Annotated in this window: 16 protein-coding genes and 1 tRNA gene; 11 read left to right on the forward strand and 6 right to left on the reverse strand. The window is 61.4% G+C overall.

Features of this window, described 5'->3' with window-relative positions:
* Positions 1 to 20 precede the first annotated feature (20 nt).
* The 6 genes from HMPREF3130_RS07610 to HMPREF3130_RS07635 all read left to right on the forward strand — a co-directional run bounded on the left by HMPREF3130_RS07610 (position 21) and on the right by HMPREF3130_RS07635 (position 6,943).
* A complete protein-coding gene (locus HMPREF3130_RS07610) occupies positions 21 to 1,391 on the forward strand; it encodes an adenosylmethionine--8-amino-7-oxononanoate transaminase (RefSeq protein WP_246815131.1) in 1,371 nt (456 codons plus the stop codon).
* 26 nt (positions 1,392 to 1,417) lie between these two features.
* Entirely contained in the window at positions 1,418 to 2,107 is a 690-nt protein-coding gene (bioD, locus tag HMPREF3130_RS07615) for a dethiobiotin synthase (protein WP_070429687.1), read from the forward strand.
* A gap of 341 nt (positions 2,108 to 2,448) precedes the next feature.
* Positions 2,449 to 3,300, forward strand: coding sequence for a pseudouridine synthase (locus HMPREF3130_RS07620; RefSeq protein WP_042389329.1), 852 nt, complete (start codon positions 2,449 to 2,451; stop codon positions 3,298 to 3,300).
* Positions 3,301 to 3,351: 51 nt separating this feature from the next.
* Positions 3,352 to 5,652 (forward strand): bifunctional cytidylate kinase/GTPase Der, encoded by a 2,301-nt coding sequence (gene der / locus HMPREF3130_RS07625; RefSeq protein ID WP_070429723.1) that lies wholly within the window; start codon positions 3,352 to 3,354, stop codon positions 5,650 to 5,652.
* 123 nt (positions 5,653 to 5,775) lie between these two features.
* A complete protein-coding gene (locus tag HMPREF3130_RS07630) occupies positions 5,776 to 6,783 on the forward strand; it encodes a PASTA domain-containing protein (RefSeq protein WP_070429688.1) in 1,008 nt (335 codons plus the stop codon).
* A gap of 86 nt (positions 6,784 to 6,869) precedes the next feature.
* Positions 6,870 to 6,943 (forward strand) — tRNA-Pro (locus HMPREF3130_RS07635).
* Between the two features lie 98 nt (positions 6,944 to 7,041).
* On the opposite strand, the gene rraA is transcribed toward HMPREF3130_RS07635, so the two are convergent.
* Positions 7,042 to 7,515, reverse strand: a complete 474-nt coding sequence (gene rraA, locus HMPREF3130_RS07640) for a ribonuclease E activity regulator RraA (protein ID WP_016422839.1) — start codon at positions 7,513 to 7,515, stop codon at positions 7,042 to 7,044.
* Between the two features lie 189 nt (positions 7,516 to 7,704).
* Between rraA and secA2 the strand changes: the two genes are divergently transcribed.
* From secA2 to HMPREF3130_RS07665, 5 genes are all read left to right on the forward strand, one after another.
* Positions 7,705 to 9,984, forward strand: coding sequence for an accessory Sec system translocase SecA2 (gene secA2 / locus HMPREF3130_RS07645; protein ID WP_070429689.1), 2,280 nt, complete (start codon positions 7,705 to 7,707; stop codon positions 9,982 to 9,984).
* A gap of 238 nt (positions 9,985 to 10,222) precedes the next feature.
* Entirely contained in the window at positions 10,223 to 10,648 is a 426-nt protein-coding gene (gene odhI, locus HMPREF3130_RS07650; RefSeq protein WP_070429690.1) for an oxoglutarate dehydrogenase inhibitor Odhl, read from the forward strand.
* A 70-nt stretch (positions 10,649 to 10,718) separates the two neighbouring features.
* Positions 10,719 to 11,477, forward strand: coding sequence for a transcriptional regulator FtsR (locus tag HMPREF3130_RS07655; RefSeq protein ID WP_016422836.1), 759 nt, complete (start codon positions 10,719 to 10,721; stop codon positions 11,475 to 11,477).
* Between the two features lie 45 nt (positions 11,478 to 11,522).
* Positions 11,523 to 12,122, forward strand: coding sequence for a bifunctional nuclease family protein (locus HMPREF3130_RS07660; protein WP_048734014.1), 600 nt, complete (start codon positions 11,523 to 11,525; stop codon positions 12,120 to 12,122).
* A gap of 388 nt (positions 12,123 to 12,510) precedes the next feature.
* Entirely contained in the window at positions 12,511 to 13,014 is a 504-nt protein-coding gene (locus HMPREF3130_RS07665) for a MerR family transcriptional regulator (protein WP_172620271.1), read from the forward strand.
* A 145-nt stretch (positions 13,015 to 13,159) separates the two neighbouring features.
* Here the strand turns inward: HMPREF3130_RS07665 and HMPREF3130_RS07670 are convergent, their stop codons facing one another.
* The 5 genes from HMPREF3130_RS07670 to HMPREF3130_RS07690 form a co-directional block, all read right to left on the reverse strand.
* The gene (locus tag HMPREF3130_RS07670) at positions 13,160 to 14,758 is read right to left on the reverse strand and encodes a vWA domain-containing protein (protein WP_069359511.1); all 1,599 of its coding nucleotides are present in this window, start codon (positions 14,756 to 14,758) and stop codon (positions 13,160 to 13,162) included.
* Between the two features lie 97 nt (positions 14,759 to 14,855).
* A complete protein-coding gene (locus tag HMPREF3130_RS07675) occupies positions 14,856 to 15,773 on the reverse strand; it encodes a 3-methyladenine DNA glycosylase (protein WP_069359512.1) in 918 nt (305 codons plus the stop codon).
* On the reverse strand, positions 15,770 to 16,984 hold the full coding sequence (locus HMPREF3130_RS07680) for a hemolysin family protein (protein ID WP_069359513.1): 1,215 nt from the start codon (positions 16,982 to 16,984) through the stop codon (positions 15,770 to 15,772). Before HMPREF3130_RS07680 ends, HMPREF3130_RS07675 begins: the two co-directional genes overlap by 4 nt.
* Positions 16,981 to 18,366, reverse strand: coding sequence for a hemolysin family protein (locus HMPREF3130_RS07685; protein WP_016422831.1), 1,386 nt, complete (start codon positions 18,364 to 18,366; stop codon positions 16,981 to 16,983). Before HMPREF3130_RS07685 ends, HMPREF3130_RS07680 begins: the two co-directional genes overlap by 4 nt.
* A gap of 3 nt (positions 18,367 to 18,369) precedes the next feature.
* Positions 18,370 to 19,704, reverse strand: a complete 1,335-nt coding sequence (locus HMPREF3130_RS07690; RefSeq protein WP_222865444.1) for a DEAD/DEAH box helicase — start codon at positions 19,702 to 19,704, stop codon at positions 18,370 to 18,372.
* Positions 19,705 to 19,746: the final 42 nt, after the last annotated feature.

Below are 19,746 nucleotides of genomic sequence, written 5' to 3' on the forward strand. Positions count from 1 at the left end.
CAGGTATTATGCTGAGTATCATGACAGCCTCGGAAACCGCCCAGCCGCACTCCCAGTCGCACACCCCGCAGCACTCCCAACCACCCGCCCAACCACACACCCCGCCAACCATCGCCGACCTCGCCCAATTCGACGCCGACCACATCTGGCACCCATACGGCCCCATCCCGTCGCCGGTCGCGCCCGAGCTGGTCGAGTCCGCCGAGGGCGTCAACCTCCACCTCGCCGACGGCCGCACCCTCATCGACGGCATGAGCAGCTGGTGGGCCGCTTGCCACGGCCACTCGCACCCGAAGCTGATCGCAGCCGCGAAGAAGCAGGCCACCACGATGTCGCATGTCATGTTCGGCGGACTCACACACCGTCCGGCCATCGAACTGGCGGAGAAGCTCCTAAAGCTCGCAGGCCCCGGCTTCGATGCCATTTTCTACTCCGACTCGGGTTCGGTCTCTGTCGAGGTGGCGATTAAAATGGCGCTGCAGTACCAGCAGGCCAAAGGCCATCCCGAGCGCACCCGCCTGGCCACTTGGCGCGGCGGCTATCACGGCGACACTCGCGCGCCCATGACCGTCTGCGACCCCGAGGGCGGCATGCATTCGCTGTGGACGGGGCAGTGGACTCCGCAGGTCTTCGCCGACAAACCACCCGCCCGCGGCACAACCGAGGAGGAGCGCGCACGCTATCTCGCGCACTTCGATTCGCTTATCGACGACTCCGTCGCCGGCATCATTATTGAACCGGTGGTCCAAGGCGCTGGTGGCATGCGGTTCCATGACCACGAGCTGCTTGTGGGGCTCCGGAAGCTGTGTGACAAGCACGGGATTCTGCTCATCGCGGATGAGATCGCCACCGGCTTCGGCCGGGCCGGTGACCTGTTCACGACGCAGGCGGCCGGGATTGTGCCGGATATTATGTGTGTCGGCAAGGCGCTGACCGGCGGCTTTATGAGCTTCGCAGCCACCCTCACCACCGCCGACGTGGCTCGCACCATTTCCAGTGGCGCAGGCGGAGGCATCATGCACGGCCCGACCTTCATGGGCAACCCGTTGGCCTGTGCCGTGGCCTGCGCGCAGCTCGACCTGATTGCAGAAGGGCAGTGGCGTGAGGATGTCCCGCGCATCGAATCCCGACTTCGCAACCAGCTCCAGCCCTTAGCCAGCAGCGATGCCGTGGCCGATGTGCGGGTTCTTGGCGCAATCGGGGTCGTGGAGATGCAGCGCCCGGTGGACATGGGCTTGGCCACGGCAGCGGCTGTCGATGCCGGGGTGTGGCTGCGGCCATTCGGCAAATTGGTGTACACCATGCCGCCGTACATCAGCACCAATGACGAGGTCGACCGTATCTGCGAGGCCATCGCCGCCATCGTCGCCGCCGAGGAAGAACGCAAGTAGCGCAACCAAAAGGAGCACCAACCACCATGAGCATCGTCCTTGTCACAGGCACCGGTACCGATATTGGAAAGACCATCGGCACGGCAGCACTGGCGGCGGCACTTCGCGAGGAGGGTAAGGAGGTGCACGTCGTCAAGCCAATTCAGACCGGTTTTCCGGGCCCAAATGGCGGTGATTTGGACACTGTCGCGGAGCTGACGGGGATCGACAACCTGCATGGCTTCGTGCGTTACCCCGAGCCGATGGCGCCGGTGGCGGCGGCGCAGCGCGCGGGAATGCGCCTGCCGAACGCCACGGAGATCGCTGAAAAGATCAAGCTTATCGACGGGCCGAACCGCGTTGTCCTCGTGGAGGGCGCGGGCGGCTTGCTGGTGCGGCTCGGCGAGGACTGGGCGCTGCCGGAGCTGGCGGCGTTGTTGCCGGGTAGTCAGATGGTGGTCGTGACGCGGTTGGACCTGGGTTGCCTGAACGAGGCGGAGCTCACCGTCGAGGTGGCGCGGGGCCGTGGAGTCAATGTCACGGCGCTGGTGGGCGGTTCGTTGCCGGCGGAGGTCGACCCGATCATTGAGACGAACCTGGAGGAACTGCCGCGCATCACCGGGGTGCCGCTGCTGGGGTCGGTGCAGGCGGGAGCTGGCGCGCTGGACCGGCAGGAGTTTGTGGCGAAAGCTACGCAGTGGCTGCCGGGCGTGCGAGAGTGGGCCGCAGCGCTGTAAAAGACGTTGTAGGTGGAGGCCGCGCGGGACGTCGTTAAGCTGGCGCTTTACTAGAAACGTGCTAAGGTGGCTAGACGACAAGGCGCGAGGCTTTCTCTGTAATTCTCTTTATTAACCTGCTTCCACCGGCCATTTTGGGCCCACGGGGGAGAGAACAGCGTCGCCTGGCGCTGACGTTCTAACAAACAGAACATTCTCCAACGCTTGAAAAGGATGTAGGTCAAGTGGCTAAACCCGCTCGCCGAGAAGGCACACCGGCACACAAGAACCGTAAGAATCAATCCAACCGCGGCTCCACTAACGCCCAGCGCAACCGCAGCCGTCGCGACAGCGGCGCGAAGGTGGAGACCTCCAACGTCCACGCGAAGGACATCTACGTATCCAACGCTCGCCCGGCGCGCCACCAGCACGTGGACTCCGACCGCCGCGGCTCGGGCAAGCGCGTGCACAGCGAAGCAGGCGAGGGCGTGCGCCTGCAGAAGGTATTGGCACAGGCAGGCGTGGCGTCGCGTCGTATGGCGGAAAAGCTTATCGACGAAGGCCGCGTCGAGGTCGACGGCAAGATTGTGACGCGACAGGGCGTACGGGTGGACCCGAACACGTCTGTGATTCGCGTTGATGGTTCCCGCGTCATCGTCAATGAGGACATGCAGTACTTCGTCCTGAACAAGCCGCGTGGTGTGCAGTCGACCATGCACGATGACATGGGCCGCCCGTGCGTGGGCGACATCATCGGTGAGAAGATCAGCGCTGGTCAGCGACTCTTCCACGTTGGCCGCCTGGATGCGCCCACCGAGGGCCTGCTGCTGCTCACCAACGATGGTGAGCTGGCCAACCGTCTGATGCACCCGAGCTACGAGGTCACCAAGACCTACATGGCCACCGTTGTCGGCGAGGTCGATGCCAAGGTCATGCGCGAGCTGGAAAAGGGCATTGAGCTCGATGACGGCATCGCCAAGGCCGATATGGCGCAGATCATCGACGTTTGGCAGGGACGCTCTATCGTCCGCATCGAGCTGCACGAGGGTCGCAAGCACATCGTCCGCCGGATGCTCAAGACTGCGGGCTTCCCGGTCGAGCGCCTGGTGCGCACTAAGATTCACACTGTCCAGCTGGGCGAGCAGACCCCGGGCGCTCTCCGCGCACTCAACCGGGCTGAGCTGACCTCCCTCTACAACGCGGTGGGGCTGTAAATGGCACTAGTGAAGAAGAACGAAGAAAACCAAGGAGCTGAAGGAGCCCACATGAGCGAGCAGAACACTGACGACATGCTGTTGGTTGCCATCGACGGCCCTTCCGGCACTGGCAAGTCGACTGTCTCCCGGATGGTCGCAACCGAGCTGGGTGCAAAGTACCTGGACACCGGCGCTATGTACCGCGTGGCAACCCTGTGGGTGCTGCGACAGGGCATCGACCCGACTGATGAGGAAGCCGTGGCTAAGGCGACGGCCGCCCTGCCGCTGGAAGTCTCCGATGACCCGAACTCCACCGCCGTCCTCCTCGACGGCGAGGATGTTTCCGGCGAGATTCGCGGCCCGGAGGTCACCCGCAATGTGTCGGCGGTCTCCGCGATTCCGGCCGTGCGCACCAACCTGGTCGCACTCCAGCGTTCGCTGGCCGCATCGGCTGTGCGCTGTGTGGTGGAAGGCCGCGACATCGGCACGGTCGTGCTCCCGGACGTTCCGGCGAAGATTTTCATGACCGCGTCCGCAGAGGTCCGCGCTCGCCGCCGCTACGACCAGGACATCGCTGCTGGTCGTGAGGCTGACTTCGACACCGTGCTTGCCGGCGTCATCCGCCGCGACGAACTCGACAGCAACCGTGCGACCTCTCCGCTGAAGCCAGCCGAGGACGCGTTCATTCTGGACACCTCCGAGATGGACATCGAAGAGGTCGTGGAAAACGTCCTCGATGTCGTTGAGGCCGGTTACCCGGGGTCCACCATGGACTGGGACGATGTCGACAACGAGGAGTTCGAGGGCTCTTACGACGACTCCGAGGACGACACTGCCGGACACCTGGTCGCAAACGTGGGGAGCGAAAACGCGCCGGGCACCGCAGGTAGCCACACCAGCGCAGATGAGTTCATCGACCGCACGATCGCTGACCACGAGACGATCATCTCCGAAGCCATCGAGCGCGCCGAAACCGGTCAGATCGACGACGATGCCGACTGGGAAGAACTGGAAAACGCCTTCGCAGCGCTTGGCGTCAGCGACGAGGAGGAAGAAGCTCTTCCGACCGTGGCCATTGTGGGACGACCGAATGTTGGTAAGTCCACCATGGTTAACAGGTTCATTGGCCGTCGTGAAGCAGTTGTCGAAGACTTCCCGGGCGTGACCCGTGACCGCATCTCCTACCTGGGTGAATGGGGCGGACGTCGCTTCTGGGTGCAGGACACCGGCGGCTGGGATCCGGATGCCAAGGGTATGCATGCGGCGATTGCTCGTCAGGCGGAGACCGCCATGGAGACCGCCGATGTGATTGTCATGGTCGTCGACACCACCGTCGGCATCACCGCCACGGAAGAGGTCATGGCCCGCCGCCTGCAGCGCGCGGAGCAGCCGGTTATTCTCGCCGCCAACAAGTTTGAGTCGGATTCGCAGCTTGGCGACGTCGCGGAGTTCTGGGCCCTCGGGCTCGGCGAGCCGCACCCAACCTCGGCCCTTCACGGTCGTGGCAATGCCGACGTAATGGACGAAGTGGTGTCCTCCTTCCCGGAGGTGCCGCGTGCGAAGTCGCTGCCGACCGGGCCGCGCCGCGTGGCGCTGGTGGGTAAGCCGAATGTGGGCAAGTCTTCGCTGCTGAACAAGCTCTCCGGTGAAGATCGCGCAGTGGTCAGCGACGTGGCTGGTACCACGGTTGACCCGGTGGACTCGCTGGTGCAGATGGACGAGGCGCTGTGGCGCTTCGTCGATACCGCTGGTATTCGCAAGAAGACCAAGACCGCCAAGGGCCACGAGTTCTACGCCTCGCTGCGTACTCGTTCGACGATTGACAACGCCGAGGTCGTGATCTTTTTGGTCGATGCCTCCGAGCAGATTACCGAGCAGGACCAGCGTGTGCTGCGCATGATTCTCGACTCCGGTCGCGCACTTGTGGTCGCCTACAACAAGTGGGACCTCATGGATGAGGACCGTCGCGATCTGCTCGAGCGCGAAATTGAAGAGCAGCTGGCACACGTGCCGTGGGCTCGTCGGGTGAACATCTCCGCCAAGACTGGTCGCGCTGTGCAGAAGCTGGAGCCGGCCATGCTGGAGGCCGTGGAGTCGTGGGATAAGCGTATCTCCACTGGTCGCCTGAACACTTGGTTGCGTGCGATCATGCAGCAGAACCCGCCACCGCTGCGTGGTGGCCGCCAGCCGCGCGTGCTGTTTGCCACCCAGGCATCCTCGCGCCCGCCGGTAATTGTGCTGTTCACCACCGGGTTCCTGGAGCACGGCTACCGTCGCTTCTTGGAGCGCAAGCTGCGTGAAGAATTCGGTTTTGAGGGCTCGCCGGTGCGCATCGCGGTGCGTGTCCGCGAGAAGAAGAAGCGCCGCTAGGAAGCTCCGCCAGTTGCGCGTGGCGAGCTGAGAAAAGCCCAAAATGTGATTTAGGCGATTGCATTTTGGGCTTTTCGTTGGCATTTTAGAGTTTCAGTAAATTAGCGATAAGGAGAACTGACAATGGTCAGGCGCGGCAACAACCGTGACGGCTCTCAGCACGATGGCCGAGACAACAGCTACGGACGCGATTCCTCAAGCGCATACGGCGATGACTCCGCGACTCGCTACATTCCGCGGGACGAGGGATACCGCGGATACAACCCAGATGCCGACTTCGCGGGCGAGCAGCCGACCGAATACTTCGGTGGCGACTCCTCTGAGACACAATTCCTGCAGCGTGGCGATGAAACACGTTTTGAGAACTCGCGAGGTGCCGGAGCCGGTGCAGGTGCTGGTGCCGCCGGTGCACAAGGCAGTGGCGCACAGGGTAGCGGCCAGTACTGGGCCCCGCTTTCTGAAGAAGAACGCGGCTATGGTCAGGCGGGCCAGCAGGCAGGTGCAACCCAGCAGTACTCCGCAGGCGGCGCAGGCGGTTACGGCGACATGAATAACGGCAACAACCGCGGTAATAACCGTGGCAACAGTGGCAATGATGACTCCAAGAAGGGCTGGGGCAAGCCTGTCGCCATTGTGGCCATCGCCGCCATGGTGGCCGTAGTCGCGCTGGTAGCCCTGGTCTTGTCCTTTACTTCCGGAACCGAGGACAAAAACGACAATACGGCGGAGCCGACGCAGGAGACGTCGTCAAGCCCGACGCCGACGACAACCTCGCCGGAAGAAACCACGACAAGCCCAACCGATCGTTTGGACCCGTCGGGCACGATTAACGACACCCGTGAGCGCCTTGAGCAGGAGCTCGACCAACTTCGCGAGTCGCCGCCAGCTATCCCTGGCCCCGGTGAGCGCAGCAGCGGTTGGGGCACCATCCCGCAGGGCGTGGTGGGCAAGAGCCCGGCATCGGTCGAGGTGGAATTGCGTACCAACGGCTACCAGAATGTGACTGTCGTCGACGCCGAGGGCAATCCGACCAACTCGTTGGCCGCGATTATGGGCAAGGTCGCCTCGATTGATCCGCCGGAGGGACAGATGGCGGAGACATCCACGCCTGTGACCATCTACCTGCAGTAACGCCGCAGGCAGGGAAGGTGCCAGGGGCGATTTTCGCCTTCAAACTCCAATGATGTAACCTATAGCTCGTTGCACTTTCGTGCACACGGGCTGTAGCGCAGTTTGGTAGCGCACCTCACTGGGGGTGAGGGGGTCGTCGGTTCAAATCCGGTCAGCCCGACAAAAATAGCCGCCGTCTTCTGGAAGATTCCGGGAGGCGGCGGCTTTGTTTACGGCTATTGCTTACGGCTTTTGTTTGCCGTCTAGCGCGCGATGCTACTAGCGCACGACAATACCGTCGGAGTCAGCGTAGAGCGTCTCGCCCGGAACGAAGTCGATGCCGCCGAAGGAGACAACGACGTCGCGCTCGCCCTCGCCGGTCTTGGTGGACTTGCGCGGGTTGGTGCCAAGCGCCTTGCAGCCGAAGTCCATCTCGCCAATCAGCTTGGAGTCGCGAATCGCGCCGTTGACGACCACACCAGCCCAGCCATTGTCCTTGCCGAGCCCCGCAATAACGTCACCGACCAGCGCCGTGTGCACAGAAGCGTCACCGTCGATGACAAGCACGCCACCCTCCGACGGTTCGGAGAGGACCTTCTTCAGCAGCGCGTTGTCCTGGAAACACTTGACCGTGGAGATCTTGCCGCAGAACTCCACGCGACCGCCGAGGTTACGCATCTGGGTATCGCAGGAACGCACGTCCGGGCCGATCTCGTCAACCAGGTCAGCGGTGGGGATGAATTCGATTGCCATAGGGGATTCAAGTCCTTCCGAAAATTCTCGCATCAAGTGTTAAACCCATTGTTTCAAACTCAAGATGTGACTAAAGACATATGGTGCAAATTCGCTGGCGGCGATTGACACTCCGAAGGCCGGCCCAGATTGATTACTCTGGTGAGTCAGAACGCGCCGACAACCACACGCGCGCAGGAAGGGTAGAAGATGGCTGGGTTTAATTGGTTTTGGAAGGCTCTTAGCGGCAAGCAGGGGCGCAACCAAAAACGCAGCGTAGGGCTGGTGGCACGCGCCGCTGAGCTCGAGTCGCAGGTACAGGCGCTTTCCGACGTCGACCTCGCCGACTTCACCCGCCAACACGCCACCGACGCACCGGAGCTTTTAGCCGCGCTCCGCGAAGTCTCCCAGCGCACCCTGTCCATGCGCCCCTTCGATGTGCAGCTGCAAGGCGCACTGGCGCTCATGGAGGGAGACGTCGTCCAGATGGCCACTGGTGAGGGCAAGACCCTCTCCGGCGCCCTGGCTGCAGCAGGGTTCGCGCTGCGTGGCCACCGCGTGCATTCCGTGACCGTCAACGACTACCTCGCAGGCCGCGACGCGCAGTGGATGCAACCTCTGTTCGGGTTCCTAGGCCTCTCGGTGGCGGCTATTTCGCCGCAGGAGGGACCGGGGGAGCGTCGTAAAGCATATGCGGCAGACATCGTCTACGCCGCCGTCAACGAACTCGGCTTCGACGTTCTGCGCGACCGCTGCGCGCCGGCCATCGAAGACCGCGTGCAGTCGCCCGCTGATGTCGTGATCATCGACGAAGCCGACTCCGTGTTGGTCGATGAAGCGCTGGTCCCGCTCGTGCTTGCCGGCAATGAGCCGGGCACAGCACCGACCGGACAGATCACCGACGTGGTGCGCCGCCTGCAGCTCGGCGACGACTACACCGTCGACGAAGGTCGTCGCAACGTCTTCCTCACCGACACCGGCGCCGCACGCGTCGAACGCCTGCTTGGCATCGGTTCGCTGTACGACGCCGAACATGTCGGCACCACCCTGGTTCAGGTCAACGTTGCACTGCACGCCCACGAGTTGCTGCAGCGCGATGTCGACTACATCGTGCGCGACGGCAAGGTACAGCTCATCGACGCCTCGAAGGGACGCGTGGCGGAACTGCAGCGCTGGCCGGACGGTCTGCAAGCAGCGGTAGAGGCCAAGGAGGGGCTGCAGGTCTCGGAGGGCGGCCGAATCCTCGACTCCATGACCATCCAGCAGCTCGTCGGCCGCTACGACATCACCTGCGGCATGACCGGCACCGCCACCTCCGCGGGCGACCAGTTCCGCGAGTTCTACGGACTTCACGTCTCCGTCATCGAACCCAACGTCCCATGCATTCGTGACGACGAGCCCGACCGCATCTACGCCACCACCGACGACGCGTTCGCCGCGCTTGTCGACGAGGTCGTGGAACTCAACGGCACTGGTCGACCAATACTCGTAGGCACCCGTGACGTGGCGGAATCGGAACGCCTGGCCGATGCACTGGTTCTGCGTGGTATCGAATCCTCGGTGCTGAACGCGAAAAATGACGAGCTGGAGGCCCAGGTCATCGCCAATGCTGGCGATATTGGCCGCGTGACGGTGTCCACCCAGATGGCCGGACGAGGAACCGACATCCGCCTCGGTGGGGCAGATGAATCCAACCGAGATGCGGTGGTCGAACGCGGTGGACTATGCGTTATTGGCCTGGGCAAGCACCGCACTGACCGACTGGACAATCAGCTGCGTGGCCGCGCCGGGCGCCAAGGCGATCCGGGCTCGTCGGTGTTCTTTGTCTCCCTGGATGATCCGGTGATTTCCGAGGGCGCTGCTGGCGAGACGCTGAGCGTGCTGCCCGAGGATGATGGCCGTGTCCGGGATAAGAGGGCATACCAGTTCATCGACCGCGCACAGCGAGTGACAGAGGCGACCATGCTGTCGATTCATGCGACGACGTGGAAGTACAACAAGCTCATCGGTGACCAGCGCGAGATTCTGGATGAGCGCCGGGAGAAACTGCTGACTACTAATGCAGCCTGGGAAGAACTGTCCAAGTTGGCATCGGCGCGGGCCAAGGAAGTCGAATCCGTAGTCGGGCGCGATGTCGCCGAGGATGCTGCCCGGGAAATCATGCTGAGCCACCTGGATCGCGGATGGTCAGACCACCTGGCGGATCTGGATGACCTGCGGGAGTCGATTCACCTGCGCGCGCTGGCTAAGGAAAGCCCCATTGATGAGTTCCACCGCGCCGCCATCGGCGCCTTTAAGAGCCTGGTGAACAATGCCGTTACCGAGTCGGTGCAGACCTTCCAAGAGGTCGAAATCGACAGCGAAGGCGCACATCTAGAGGACACGGGTCTTGCTCGCCCGAGCTCGACGTGGACGTACATGGTCAACGACAACCCATTGAGCAATGGTGGCGGCTCGGTCGTCGGCTCAATTGCAGCGATGTTTAGGTAAGCCGTAACCACAGGTTTGGTAACAATTTGAAAATATTTCTCAGGTGACCGGCCTAGGTACACCCACAGAGAAAGCTCTCAGATGTCGGTATTTACGCATATCAATCATGTTGTACATACCCTGCTGGTGAGCTGCGTCACAACATGGTTGGGATTAGATAACAACACGAAAGCGGTTGGGGCGCTATTATCTAAAAAGTAACGAGTAAATCGCCCAAGGTTATCCCGGAGGGAAAGATATGACTAGCAATAGCGGCCAGCCAGAGGCATCGGTCGAGACCACCTCGGTCTTCCGTGCAGATTTGCTGAAGGAAATGGAGTCCGGCTCTAACACGGACTCCACGGTCTCCGGTGTTGAAGGACTTCCGGCGGGCTCGGCACTCTTGGTTGTCAAGCGGGGGCCAAACGCAGGTTCGCGTTTCCTGCTCGATCAGGCAGTCACCACCGCTGGTCGTCACCCGGACAGCGACATCTTCCTCGATGATGTGACTGTTTCCCGTCGTCACGCAGAGTTCCGCAAGAACGGTGACTCCTACGAGGTCGTCGACGTGGGATCGCTGAACGGTACCTACGTTAACCGCGAGCCGAAGGACTCCGCGGTTCTGGCTAATGGTGACGAGGTTCAGGTCGGTAAGTTCCGCCTCGTCTTCCTGATCGGTAACTAGTTCGACATCGGTTAATGTCGACGCCTGTCGGCATTAACCCCTTATTTTTGTAAAGGCTCGGAAAAGACCAGTGGCAGCAGTACGCAAATCAGCAGTTTCGCAGCCGACTTCGTCGGAAAGCACTGCGAAGCAAGCACGCTCGGTGGGCAAGAAGAAGACCATCGGTGCTGTGCTGAAGGAAGTCAAGGTTGAGTTCCCTGATGTAACGCTGTCCAAAATTCGTTTTCTCGAGTCGGAGGGGCTGCTGTGCCCGTCGCGTAGCTCCTCGGGTTATCGTCGCTACAGCCAGGCGGACATTGACCGCCTGCGCTACATTCTCACCGTTCAGCGCGATAACTACTTGCCGCTGAAGGTTATTAAAGAGCAGCTCGACGAAATTGATGCGGGCAACGCTGGCGGCGACGGGCTGGCATCGGTCACTCCACTGGTGACGGCGGATCAGTTCCGCGAAGCCGCAGTGGTCTCGCTGACGCAGGCGGAGCTGGCAGAGCGCACCGGCGCTAGCGAGAAGTTCATCACTGAACTGGTTCGAGTCGGCCTGATTACTCCGGACACGCTGAACATGTTCGATGGCGATGACCTGCTCATCACTGAGACGGCGGTCAAGCTGGCTGAGTTTGGTCTGGATGCCCGCCACCTCAAAACTGTGCGTACCGCTGCGGCCCGTGAGGCAGATTTGGTGTCGCTCGCTGCTAGTCCGCTGAGTAAGTCGCGTGCGGCTAGCGGCAAGCAGAAGGCTGTGGAGATGGGCCGTGAGATGACTGCGCTGATGGTCACGCTGCACGGCACTTTGGTCAAGCGCCAGGTCAACAAGGACCTGGGGAAGTAGTCGGTAGTCCCGCGTAAATAGCGGCTCGCTACAATTATCGCTGTTATGGACGAAAAACTCGTAGAAGTCAAGTTTCTAGACTGGATGGCGCATCCTCCTGAGGACGATCCAGTGCTGCTCCTGCATGCCGAAGAGACCAATCGGATTATCCCGATTTGGATTGATTTGGCGACGGCGACGGAGTACTCCGCCCGTGAGACCGGCGCTACGCAGCGTCGCCCGGGCATGCATGAGGTCTTCGTCGATACGCTGGACATGGTGGGGCAGAGCGCCCTGCGCGGCCAGATTACGGGCGTGCATGAGGGCGTTTTCATCGCCAGCCTGGTGCTCGAAGGTGGCGCAGAGATTGATATGCGGCCCTCCGACCTCATCCTTATCGCTAGCGAGCTTGAGGTTCCGCTGTATGTCGCGCGTGATGTGCTCGACGCCACGTCGGTAGCGGCGCGTCTCGTCGCAACCAATGGCGGTTCGCTTGCCGACGAGTCGGAGACCGACTCCGTCGAGGCATCGGTGTCGGAGTTTGCGGAATTCCTCGACAGCATTGATGCTGACTACTTCGCCGAGCCGCATGGTGATGCGGAGGACAAGAAGTCTGATGGTGAAGCCGACGGTGGCGCCGATTCAGCTTCCGATGGCGACCGTTAAACGTGTGACTGGAGTGAACAACTGGCTACTTTTGGGGTAGTTGTGACGCTTATTTCCTCCGGCGTGTCGCTGAATGACCCCATAAAAGGGGTAACTTTTCGTAAGTTATGGTTTCATCCCGTCCTGCGGTTTTTCTCCCGGGTTGTGCTTGAGCTGGGGAAACTATGACTCCAAACTCTAAACCTTAACTTTAGGTTTAGAGATTCGGCGTGTCGTCCTGTGATGTATTGACAGCCGATTAACCTTGGCGAAAGATAAATAACGGCAGTGAAACTACCTCGGGAGAATTTATATGGTCGACGACAACAGCGGTTCGCTCTTTGGCGACAATGAGCTCCGTGCGTCGGACTCGCAAGAGCCACGCGCGGTTCAGGAATCCCTGTTCGACATGGGACCGGACGAGCAGGTTGGCTACCGCGTTCCCATCGCATGTCAGGTAGCGGGCATTTCTTACCGCCAGCTGGACTACTGGGCACGCACCAAGCTGGTGGAGCCTTCTATCCGTACCGCCAAGGGCTCGGGTACCCAGCGTCTGTACTCCTTCCGCGACATCCTCGTTTTGAAGATTGTCCGCGGACTGCTGGACACCGGTATTTCCCTGCAGAACATCCGTCTGGCTGTCGACCGCCTGCGCGACCTCGGCGTCGATGACCTGGCTACCATCACGCTGGTTTCCGATGGTCGCACCGTCTACCAGTGTCGCTCCAATGAAGAGGTCATCGACCTGCTCAACGGTGGCCAGGGAGTGTTCGGCATTGCTGTCCCGGGCATTATGAAGGAACTGACTGGCACCATCGCCTCCTTCCCGTCCGAGCGTATCGACGGTACTCAGGAGAACCCAGGTACTGGCATCGACGAGCTGGCTGAGCGTCGTCGCCGTCGCATCTCCTAACAGCCAACTGTATGGCTGAATAGCGGCGTCGCTGCTATGGACGCCGCTCAAATAGCCGAAACAAGCTAAACAAAAACCGCCTTCCACAACTGGTTCCGTTTTTCCTCTCCCGAGGTTGGACCAGATGGAGGCGGTTTTTTGCTACTTACTCCGTACCGATAGCCGCAGCCAACTGAGAGGCCAGGCCATCGCCGTAGTCGGCCGCAATGCGCAGAGAGCCAGTGGTCATATTTGCCACTTCCTGCAGCTCGGGGCTGGAGCTGTCGCCGTCGGGAAGCACGATGACCTCAATCGTTACCGGGCGGTCTGGGCTAATGAGTTCCTTGATCCTCTCGACGGACTCGGCGGCATCGGCGCCCGAGGCATCGCGACCCGAAGTGAGCACGACGAGACGGTTGGGCTTGTCCGGGGAGTAGGTGTCGCGGGCGGCCTGGTAGGCATCGATAAGCGCTGGCCAGAACTGTGCCTCACCACCGGCCGGAAGTTCGGCCAGCGAACCCTTTACGGCGTCCGCGCCGTTGTTGGCCTCGTCATCGGGCGCGGGAAGTTCCGCGAGGCGGTTCACCTCGGGTGCGAATGTCCACAGGCCGTAACGGCCGCCAGGCGCCGCATCGATAGCGCCGGTCAGTGCCGCAGACAGCGCCCCGACATCGACGCCCTCGGAGGTGTCAGCGAGCAGGAGTGCCGAACCCACCGCAGTTGCGGGCTGTTGCGCGTCCGGCTGCTCCAGTGCTGGCGGCAGCGCAAAAGAATCCGTCTGAATCTGCGAGAGCACTCCAAAGTTCTCCGCTACTTCAGGGCTGAAAGTGCTCTCAGCAGCTTCGCCGTCGGCGCCATGATCTGCTGCGAAGTTCCGGAAGTCCTCGGCCGCGCGAGCCGTGTTCTCGTCAATCTTGCCGCCGGAGCCAAAGGTGACAACTGGCGCGTGCAACTGGGGTGCATCCGCAGGGGAGACCAGCTTCAGCCCCTCGCCGGCCATCTGCAGCATGGGCTGGGTCGCGGCCACGCCGTCGAAATCAGCGACGTTCTGGCTGAGCATGGTCAGCAGAGTATTGGAGGTGTAGACCTCACCCAAGCCCGCGCGTTCGCGAGCGACATCCGGGCCACCGCCAAGTCGAGCACTGATCACCGCAGACAGTGCCGCATCGGAGCCACCGGGGGCGGCCACGCGCAATCCCGCAAGCTCTTCCCAAGTGGCGTTGTTCAGCTGGTCAGCACGATTGGTTGTGAAGGCCACGCCGCTGGCAATCGGCGGCAACCACGTCTTGGGGTTGTTGACCTTGACCTTGTCCGAGTTCTTCGCCTGGTCCACGAAAGAGATATCGGCGGGAATCCAGACGCCCGGAGTCATAATTCCGGTACCAGCTTCATCCGCAGCGGGGTCCTCCGGAGCTCCCTCACCAGCTTCAGCACCGCCAGCCTCAGTCAGGGCGTTCACAACCTCCTGCGAGCCCGCCACCGTAATCTGTGGCCGCACACAGAAGTCCCTCACCACGGGATTCGACTCGCCATAGTCCTGCACAAGCTTCTGTGCCGAGCCCACCGCAGCAGGATCAGCGGTCACCACCAGCGTCAGGTCACCCTTCGTACACCGTGCACGGTCAGCATCAATCGACGAATCGTTGCTCTTGCGCAGATTAACCCAGGCAAAAACCGCAGCCACCAGAACAATTACCACCAAGACGGCAATAAAAGGCCCCTTAGCCACTCGATAGTTGTTCTCTCCCGAGGCGTGTCGTCCCATGTCGTTCTAGCCCTTTCTATGCTGAGTGTGCTCGGCACTGTCGACTCGCAGCAGACCTCGTCGTAAAGCACAAACGCGCACGTAACTCCTGCCAACTTTACTGCGTGGACAAGGCGACATCTACCACTTCGAGAAGACGGCCGCGCAGAACATCGGCACGCGCGCTGAGCTCACGCTGGCGGCGGACGTACTCGGCCTTGCCTTCGGGCGTTTCGATGCGAATGGGCGCAAAACCCCAATCCCGCAGATCGTAGGGAGCGGCGCGCATATCCAACTCACGGGCACTGCACGCGAGCTCGAAAGTATCCAGCCACAGGTCGCCGGGGACCGCCTCGCCGAGCTTGGTCGCCCATTTATACAAGTCCATGTTGGCGTGCAGACACCCCATCTGCTCACAGTGCGGCTGTGTCTCGCGCGTCGGGGCAAACTCGTTGAGCGGCACGGCGTCGGGCGTGAAGAAACGGAAGGCGTCGAAGTGCGTACATCGAACCGTGTGGGCCTCGACGACCTCGTCCGTGCCTGCCTGACCCAGCCGCAGGGGCTCCGGGTGACGATGCTCGGGCTGGCGATACACCATCGCCCATTCATGCAGGCCAAAGCAGTCAAAGTGCGCCGGATTCGCGCGCGTCGAACGCAACAGATTGCCGATGTACGCCACCGTCGTACCTCGCTTATCGACGTACGCCGAAACATCCATGCGCGCCGTCCCAGAGGCGGTATCGGTGGGCTCCTTGCGGGCAGGGCTATCGGTAGTGTCGTCCGTGTCGAGGGTAAAGAACTTCAGGTGACTGATGTCTTTGGCCGTCGCACCGGGAAGATCTACGCCGATGCCCGGTGACCAGCGGCGGAGTTGGCCGGGTTTAACGGGGTAGTACTCGAAGATGAAGTCCCAGACCGGGTGGCGCTGGCCGCGACTGCGACGGGACAGGCGGTCGCGGGTCAGGACATCGACGCGGGCGATATGCCTTGCTTTGGCTTCACGCCAATCGAAAGACGAATCGGGCGTAGGCGTCACGGCTGGCGCCCCTGCGTGCTGCCCGGTCGGGTCCGGGGCTGGTTCACGGTCGAGTGCTGCTTTGGCGCACCGCTGCGACGCGGGGAGACCTCGTGGGTCCAGTCGCGCACGACACCGACCTGCTCCTCGATGAGGTCCTCCAGAGCCACGATGCCGATCTGCTCCGCGCCGGAGAAAGCACCAGTCTTCGGAGCGATGCTTGCCGGGGCGTTTGCGCGCAGGTGCGGCTTTGGCATGCGAGCGCGTACAGCCACTGCCATGTGGGCGCTGTAGCGGCGCATGATGCGCAATCCCTCATCCAGCGTGGCATCGATCGGAATCTCAATCATCGGGCGAATCTCGTCATCGGGGATGGCTGTCTCTGGGCCGGAGGCAGGATCCATGACGCGGTCGAGGACATCTTTCACGTGAACATAGCCGCGGTACTCGTTGGGTTCATTGTTGGCTGCAGCGACGGGGAACCGGGAGAATCCAGTTTCGGTGACCGCCGTCTCTAGGTCGCCCACAGTCGGTGCGGTGGGGAGGCGCCGAATTTGCTCGTGCGGAATCAGTACCTCCTCAATGGTGCGCGTGGCCGAAGCCAGTGTGCGACGAAGGCGGACGTGCTCCTCGCTGTCAAGGAGCCCCTCTTGACGAGACTCCGCAATCATCGATGCCAACTCAGTGGAATCGACAGTGGTGTCGAGCTCATCGCGCTGCTCAATGCCGAACAGCTTAAGCGTATGGCGAGCCATCCAGTTAAACAGCAGCAACAGCGGCTTGGTCAAGCGGTAGAAGACCATGTGAACAGGAATAAGCAGCATGGCCATCGTTTCCGGTCCTGCCAGCGCGATATTCTTCGGCACCATCTCACCGAGCATGATGTGCAGCACTGACACCAGCATCAATGCGATGGCAAAGCTCAGCGGGTGCAGCAGCGACTCCGGAATACCCATCGCCTGGAAGGGAGCTTCCAGCAGATGTGCCAGCGCCGGCTCAGAGACCTTACCCAGCAGTAGCGAGGCAATGGTGATGCCCAGCTGTGCGGCGGCGAGCATCATCGACAGGTGCTCAGAAGCATTGATAACTGTGCGTGCGCGCTTCTTTCCCTGAGCCAGCAGCGCTTCCAAACGGTCACGGCGCGCAGCAATAAGTGAGAACTCCGCGCCCACGAAAAACGCGTTGACCAACAACAAGAAGAAAGTCAGGAGGATTCCAAACCAGTCACTCATAGGTTGAACATCTCCTTAGCGCGTTCGTTGGTCACAGGAATCAAAATTGCACGGTCCACGCGGCGGTCATCCATCGCCAGAATGCGGGCGTACCAGCGTCCGGCGATACCCGATTCGAACTCGTCCATGAAATCGCGTTCGGTCTCTGGCAGCAGGACGACGTCACCGACCTCCGGGATGCGACCGAGCGCAAACATAATCAATCCACCGAGCGTTTCGAAGCTACCTTCTGGGGCGAAGTATCCGACCTTGGTCGGCAGCTCGTCGGTACGCACAAGGCCAGAGCAGTTCCAGCCTTCGATCGCGCGTTTGACTTCCTGCTCGGACTCCTTGTCGTCGTACTCATCCCAGACCTCGCCAAGAATTTCCTCGACGACATCCTCGATGGTGACAATGCCGGCGATGCCGCCGTACTCATCGGCGACCAGCGCAATCTGCGAGCCGGCCGAACGCACGGCCTCCAGTACGGCATCGCCGTCCAGCGACTGCGGCAGCGTCGGCACAGGCCGTGCAATCTCCCGCATGGTGGTGGTTGAGCGCTTCGCCGCAGGCACCGCAAATGCGTCCTTGACGTGGACAACACCGACAGTGGCATCGAGGTCCCCGTCAGTAATGGGGAAGCGGGAATGCCCCGATTCGATAGCGACAGCCAGCAGATCCAGCGCCGTGTCATCGACATCGAGGGAGGTAATCGTCGACCGCGGCGTCATTAGGTCCTCCGCCGTCGTTTCGCCAAAGCGTAACGACGACTCGAGTACAGCGGCCTTCGACTCATCCAATGCCCCCTGCTCCGCAGAATTACGTACCAGTGCTTCCAGCTCCTGCGGGGAACGCGCTGAAGCCAACTCATCCGCCGGTTCAATACCGAGCTTGCGCACCAGCCAGTTCGCCGTGGCATTCAGCGAATGGATGAAGTAGTGGAACACCCAGTTAAACGCCATCACCGGACGAGCCGTAACTCGCGCTACTGCCAACGGCTCTGTAATGGCGACATTCTTTGGCACCAACTCGCCATAGACCATCGACAACATCGTGGCCACAATGAGCGCAAGAATCAGTGCGGTCGGTCCCGCTGCAGACTCGCTGAGCCCCATCCAATGCAACATCGGCGTGAAGTACTGCGCCAGCACCGGTTCCGCGAGGAAACCAGTTGCCAGCGTGGTCAACGTAATGCCCAGCTGTGCACCGGAGAGGTGGAAGGACAGTCGATTATGCGCCTTGTGAACGGCCTCAGCAGGTGCATCCGCTGAACGGGCGCGGTCGGCGTCAATCGTAGATCGCTCCAGTCCCGTCAGCGCGAATTCAAACGCCACAAAGAGGCCGGTGCCAGCGGTTAGCGCGATAAAGCCGACAACCGCGACAATATTGAGAACAATATCCACTGATTATCTCTTCTTCTTTTTCCCTCGCTTGGGGCGGTGAACGCGACCGCCAGCACGATTCTTTCCGCTTGCCGACGGACCGCCGCGCCCGCGGTAACCGGCACCACTAACACTGCCTGCCGATTGGCTCTGATCTTGACGAGCCCGGCGCGGACGCCGTGCGCCCAGTTCCTTGACAAATCGCGGCAGCCCCGGAGCTGCACGCAGCTCTTCAGCTTTAACGCCGGCCCCTGCCAGCAGCTCACGGGCCTGATCAACCTGGCGGTCACGCACAATCATCGCTACCGTGCCGGAAGCACCTGCACGAGCCGTTCGACCCGAGCGGTGAATGTACGTCGCGGAATCCCTTGGCGGATCCGCGTGCACAACCAAGTCAAGAGCATCGATATCAATGCCACGAGCGGCCACATCCGTGGTGACGAGGACATTGATTTCACCCTCGGAAAAGGCCTTGAGGACCGCGCGACGAGTTGCCTGGCCACGATCGCCGTGGAGGAAACCTAACTTGATGTCATAGAACTGTAGAAACTTAGCCAGCTGCACGACACGCGCCTTAGAGTTGGCGAAGATGACGCACTGATCCTTGCGGGAGGCAATCCAGGCGACCACTTCGTCGGCTTCGTTGTTGTCCTCCACCCGAAGTAACAGATGCCGCATATTGCGCATGGTCAACCGGGAGGCAGTGACCTTGTGCTTCGCAACTTCAGTGCTACTTGCGCGACGATCGCGGATAAGCCCCGCGGCGTCGTCGTTAATCGTGGCGGAAAAGACCATGCGCTGTGCCGACTTCGGGCACGCACGGACCAGGCCCAGAACATCGGGCAGAAAGCCCATGTCAGCGAGCATGTCCGCTTCGTCTACAACAACGGCGAGAACCTGCTCAAGGCTGAGGAGGCTGCGGCGGCGCAAATCGTGTGCGCGACCCGGTGTGACCACAGCGATATCGACTGGTGCCGCGAGCAGAGTCTGCTGCTTGGCCACGGAATCACCGCCGACCAAGCTCAAGACACGCAGACCTGCAGCGGCACCGATGTCAGCCAGGACATCAGCAATCTGATCTGCGAGTTCGCGCGTTGGCGAAATAATTAGCGCGCGCGGGTAACCGGGAAGCGCTGGAGAGGCGTTATTGAGTAACGCGACCAGCGGAATGCCGAATGCGAGCGTTTTGCCCGAGCCTGTAGGGGCCTGCGCAAGAACGTCCTTGCCAGCGAAAGCATCTGGCAAAGTCGCCACCTGCACGGCAGTAGGCGAAGTTATGTGCTGGGCACGCAGAATACTCACAATCGCTTCCGGCGTGCCCAACTGTCTGAAATCACTGGACTCAGCAGGAGGGGGCATGCTTGTTAGAATACCGCTATCCCCGGACTGCCATGCAATAGG

The organism is Corynebacterium sp. HMSC14B06 (genome assembly GCF_001807075.1).
In the GTDB taxonomy this organism is placed as follows: domain Bacteria; phylum Actinomycetota; class Actinomycetes; order Mycobacteriales; family Mycobacteriaceae; genus Corynebacterium; species Corynebacterium jeikeium_D.

Coding starts and splice junctions, on each gene's coding strand:
- HMPREF3130_RS07610 (WP_246815131.1), top strand. CDS start 21: ATGACAGCCTCGGAAACCGCCCAGCCGCACTCCCAGTCGCACACCCCG.
- bioD (WP_070429687.1), top strand. CDS start 1,418: ATGAGCATCGTCCTTGTCACAGGCACCGGTACCGATATTGGAAAGACC.
- der (WP_070429723.1), top strand. CDS start 3,352: ATGAGCGAGCAGAACACTGACGACATGCTGTTGGTTGCCATCGACGGC.
- HMPREF3130_RS07630 (WP_070429688.1), top strand. CDS start 5,776: ATGGTCAGGCGCGGCAACAACCGTGACGGCTCTCAGCACGATGGCCGA.
- rraA (WP_016422839.1), bottom strand. CDS start 7,515: ATGGCAATCGAATTCATCCCCACCGCTGACCTGGTTGACGAGATCGGC.
- secA2 (WP_070429689.1), top strand. CDS start 7,705: ATGGCTGGGTTTAATTGGTTTTGGAAGGCTCTTAGCGGCAAGCAGGGG.
- odhI (WP_070429690.1), top strand. CDS start 10,223: ATGACTAGCAATAGCGGCCAGCCAGAGGCATCGGTCGAGACCACCTCG.
- HMPREF3130_RS07660 (WP_048734014.1), top strand. CDS start 11,523: ATGGACGAAAAACTCGTAGAAGTCAAGTTTCTAGACTGGATGGCGCAT.
- HMPREF3130_RS07665 (WP_172620271.1), top strand. CDS start 12,511: ATGGGACCGGACGAGCAGGTTGGCTACCGCGTTCCCATCGCATGTCAG.
- HMPREF3130_RS07670 (WP_069359511.1), bottom strand. CDS start 14,758: ATGGGACGACACGCCTCGGGAGAGAACAACTATCGAGTGGCTAAGGGG.
- HMPREF3130_RS07680 (WP_069359513.1), bottom strand. CDS start 16,984: ATGAGTGACTGGTTTGGAATCCTCCTGACTTTCTTCTTGTTGTTGGTC.
- HMPREF3130_RS07690 (WP_222865444.1), bottom strand. CDS start 19,704: ATGCCCCCTCCTGCTGAGTCCAGTGATTTCAGACAGTTGGGCACGCCG.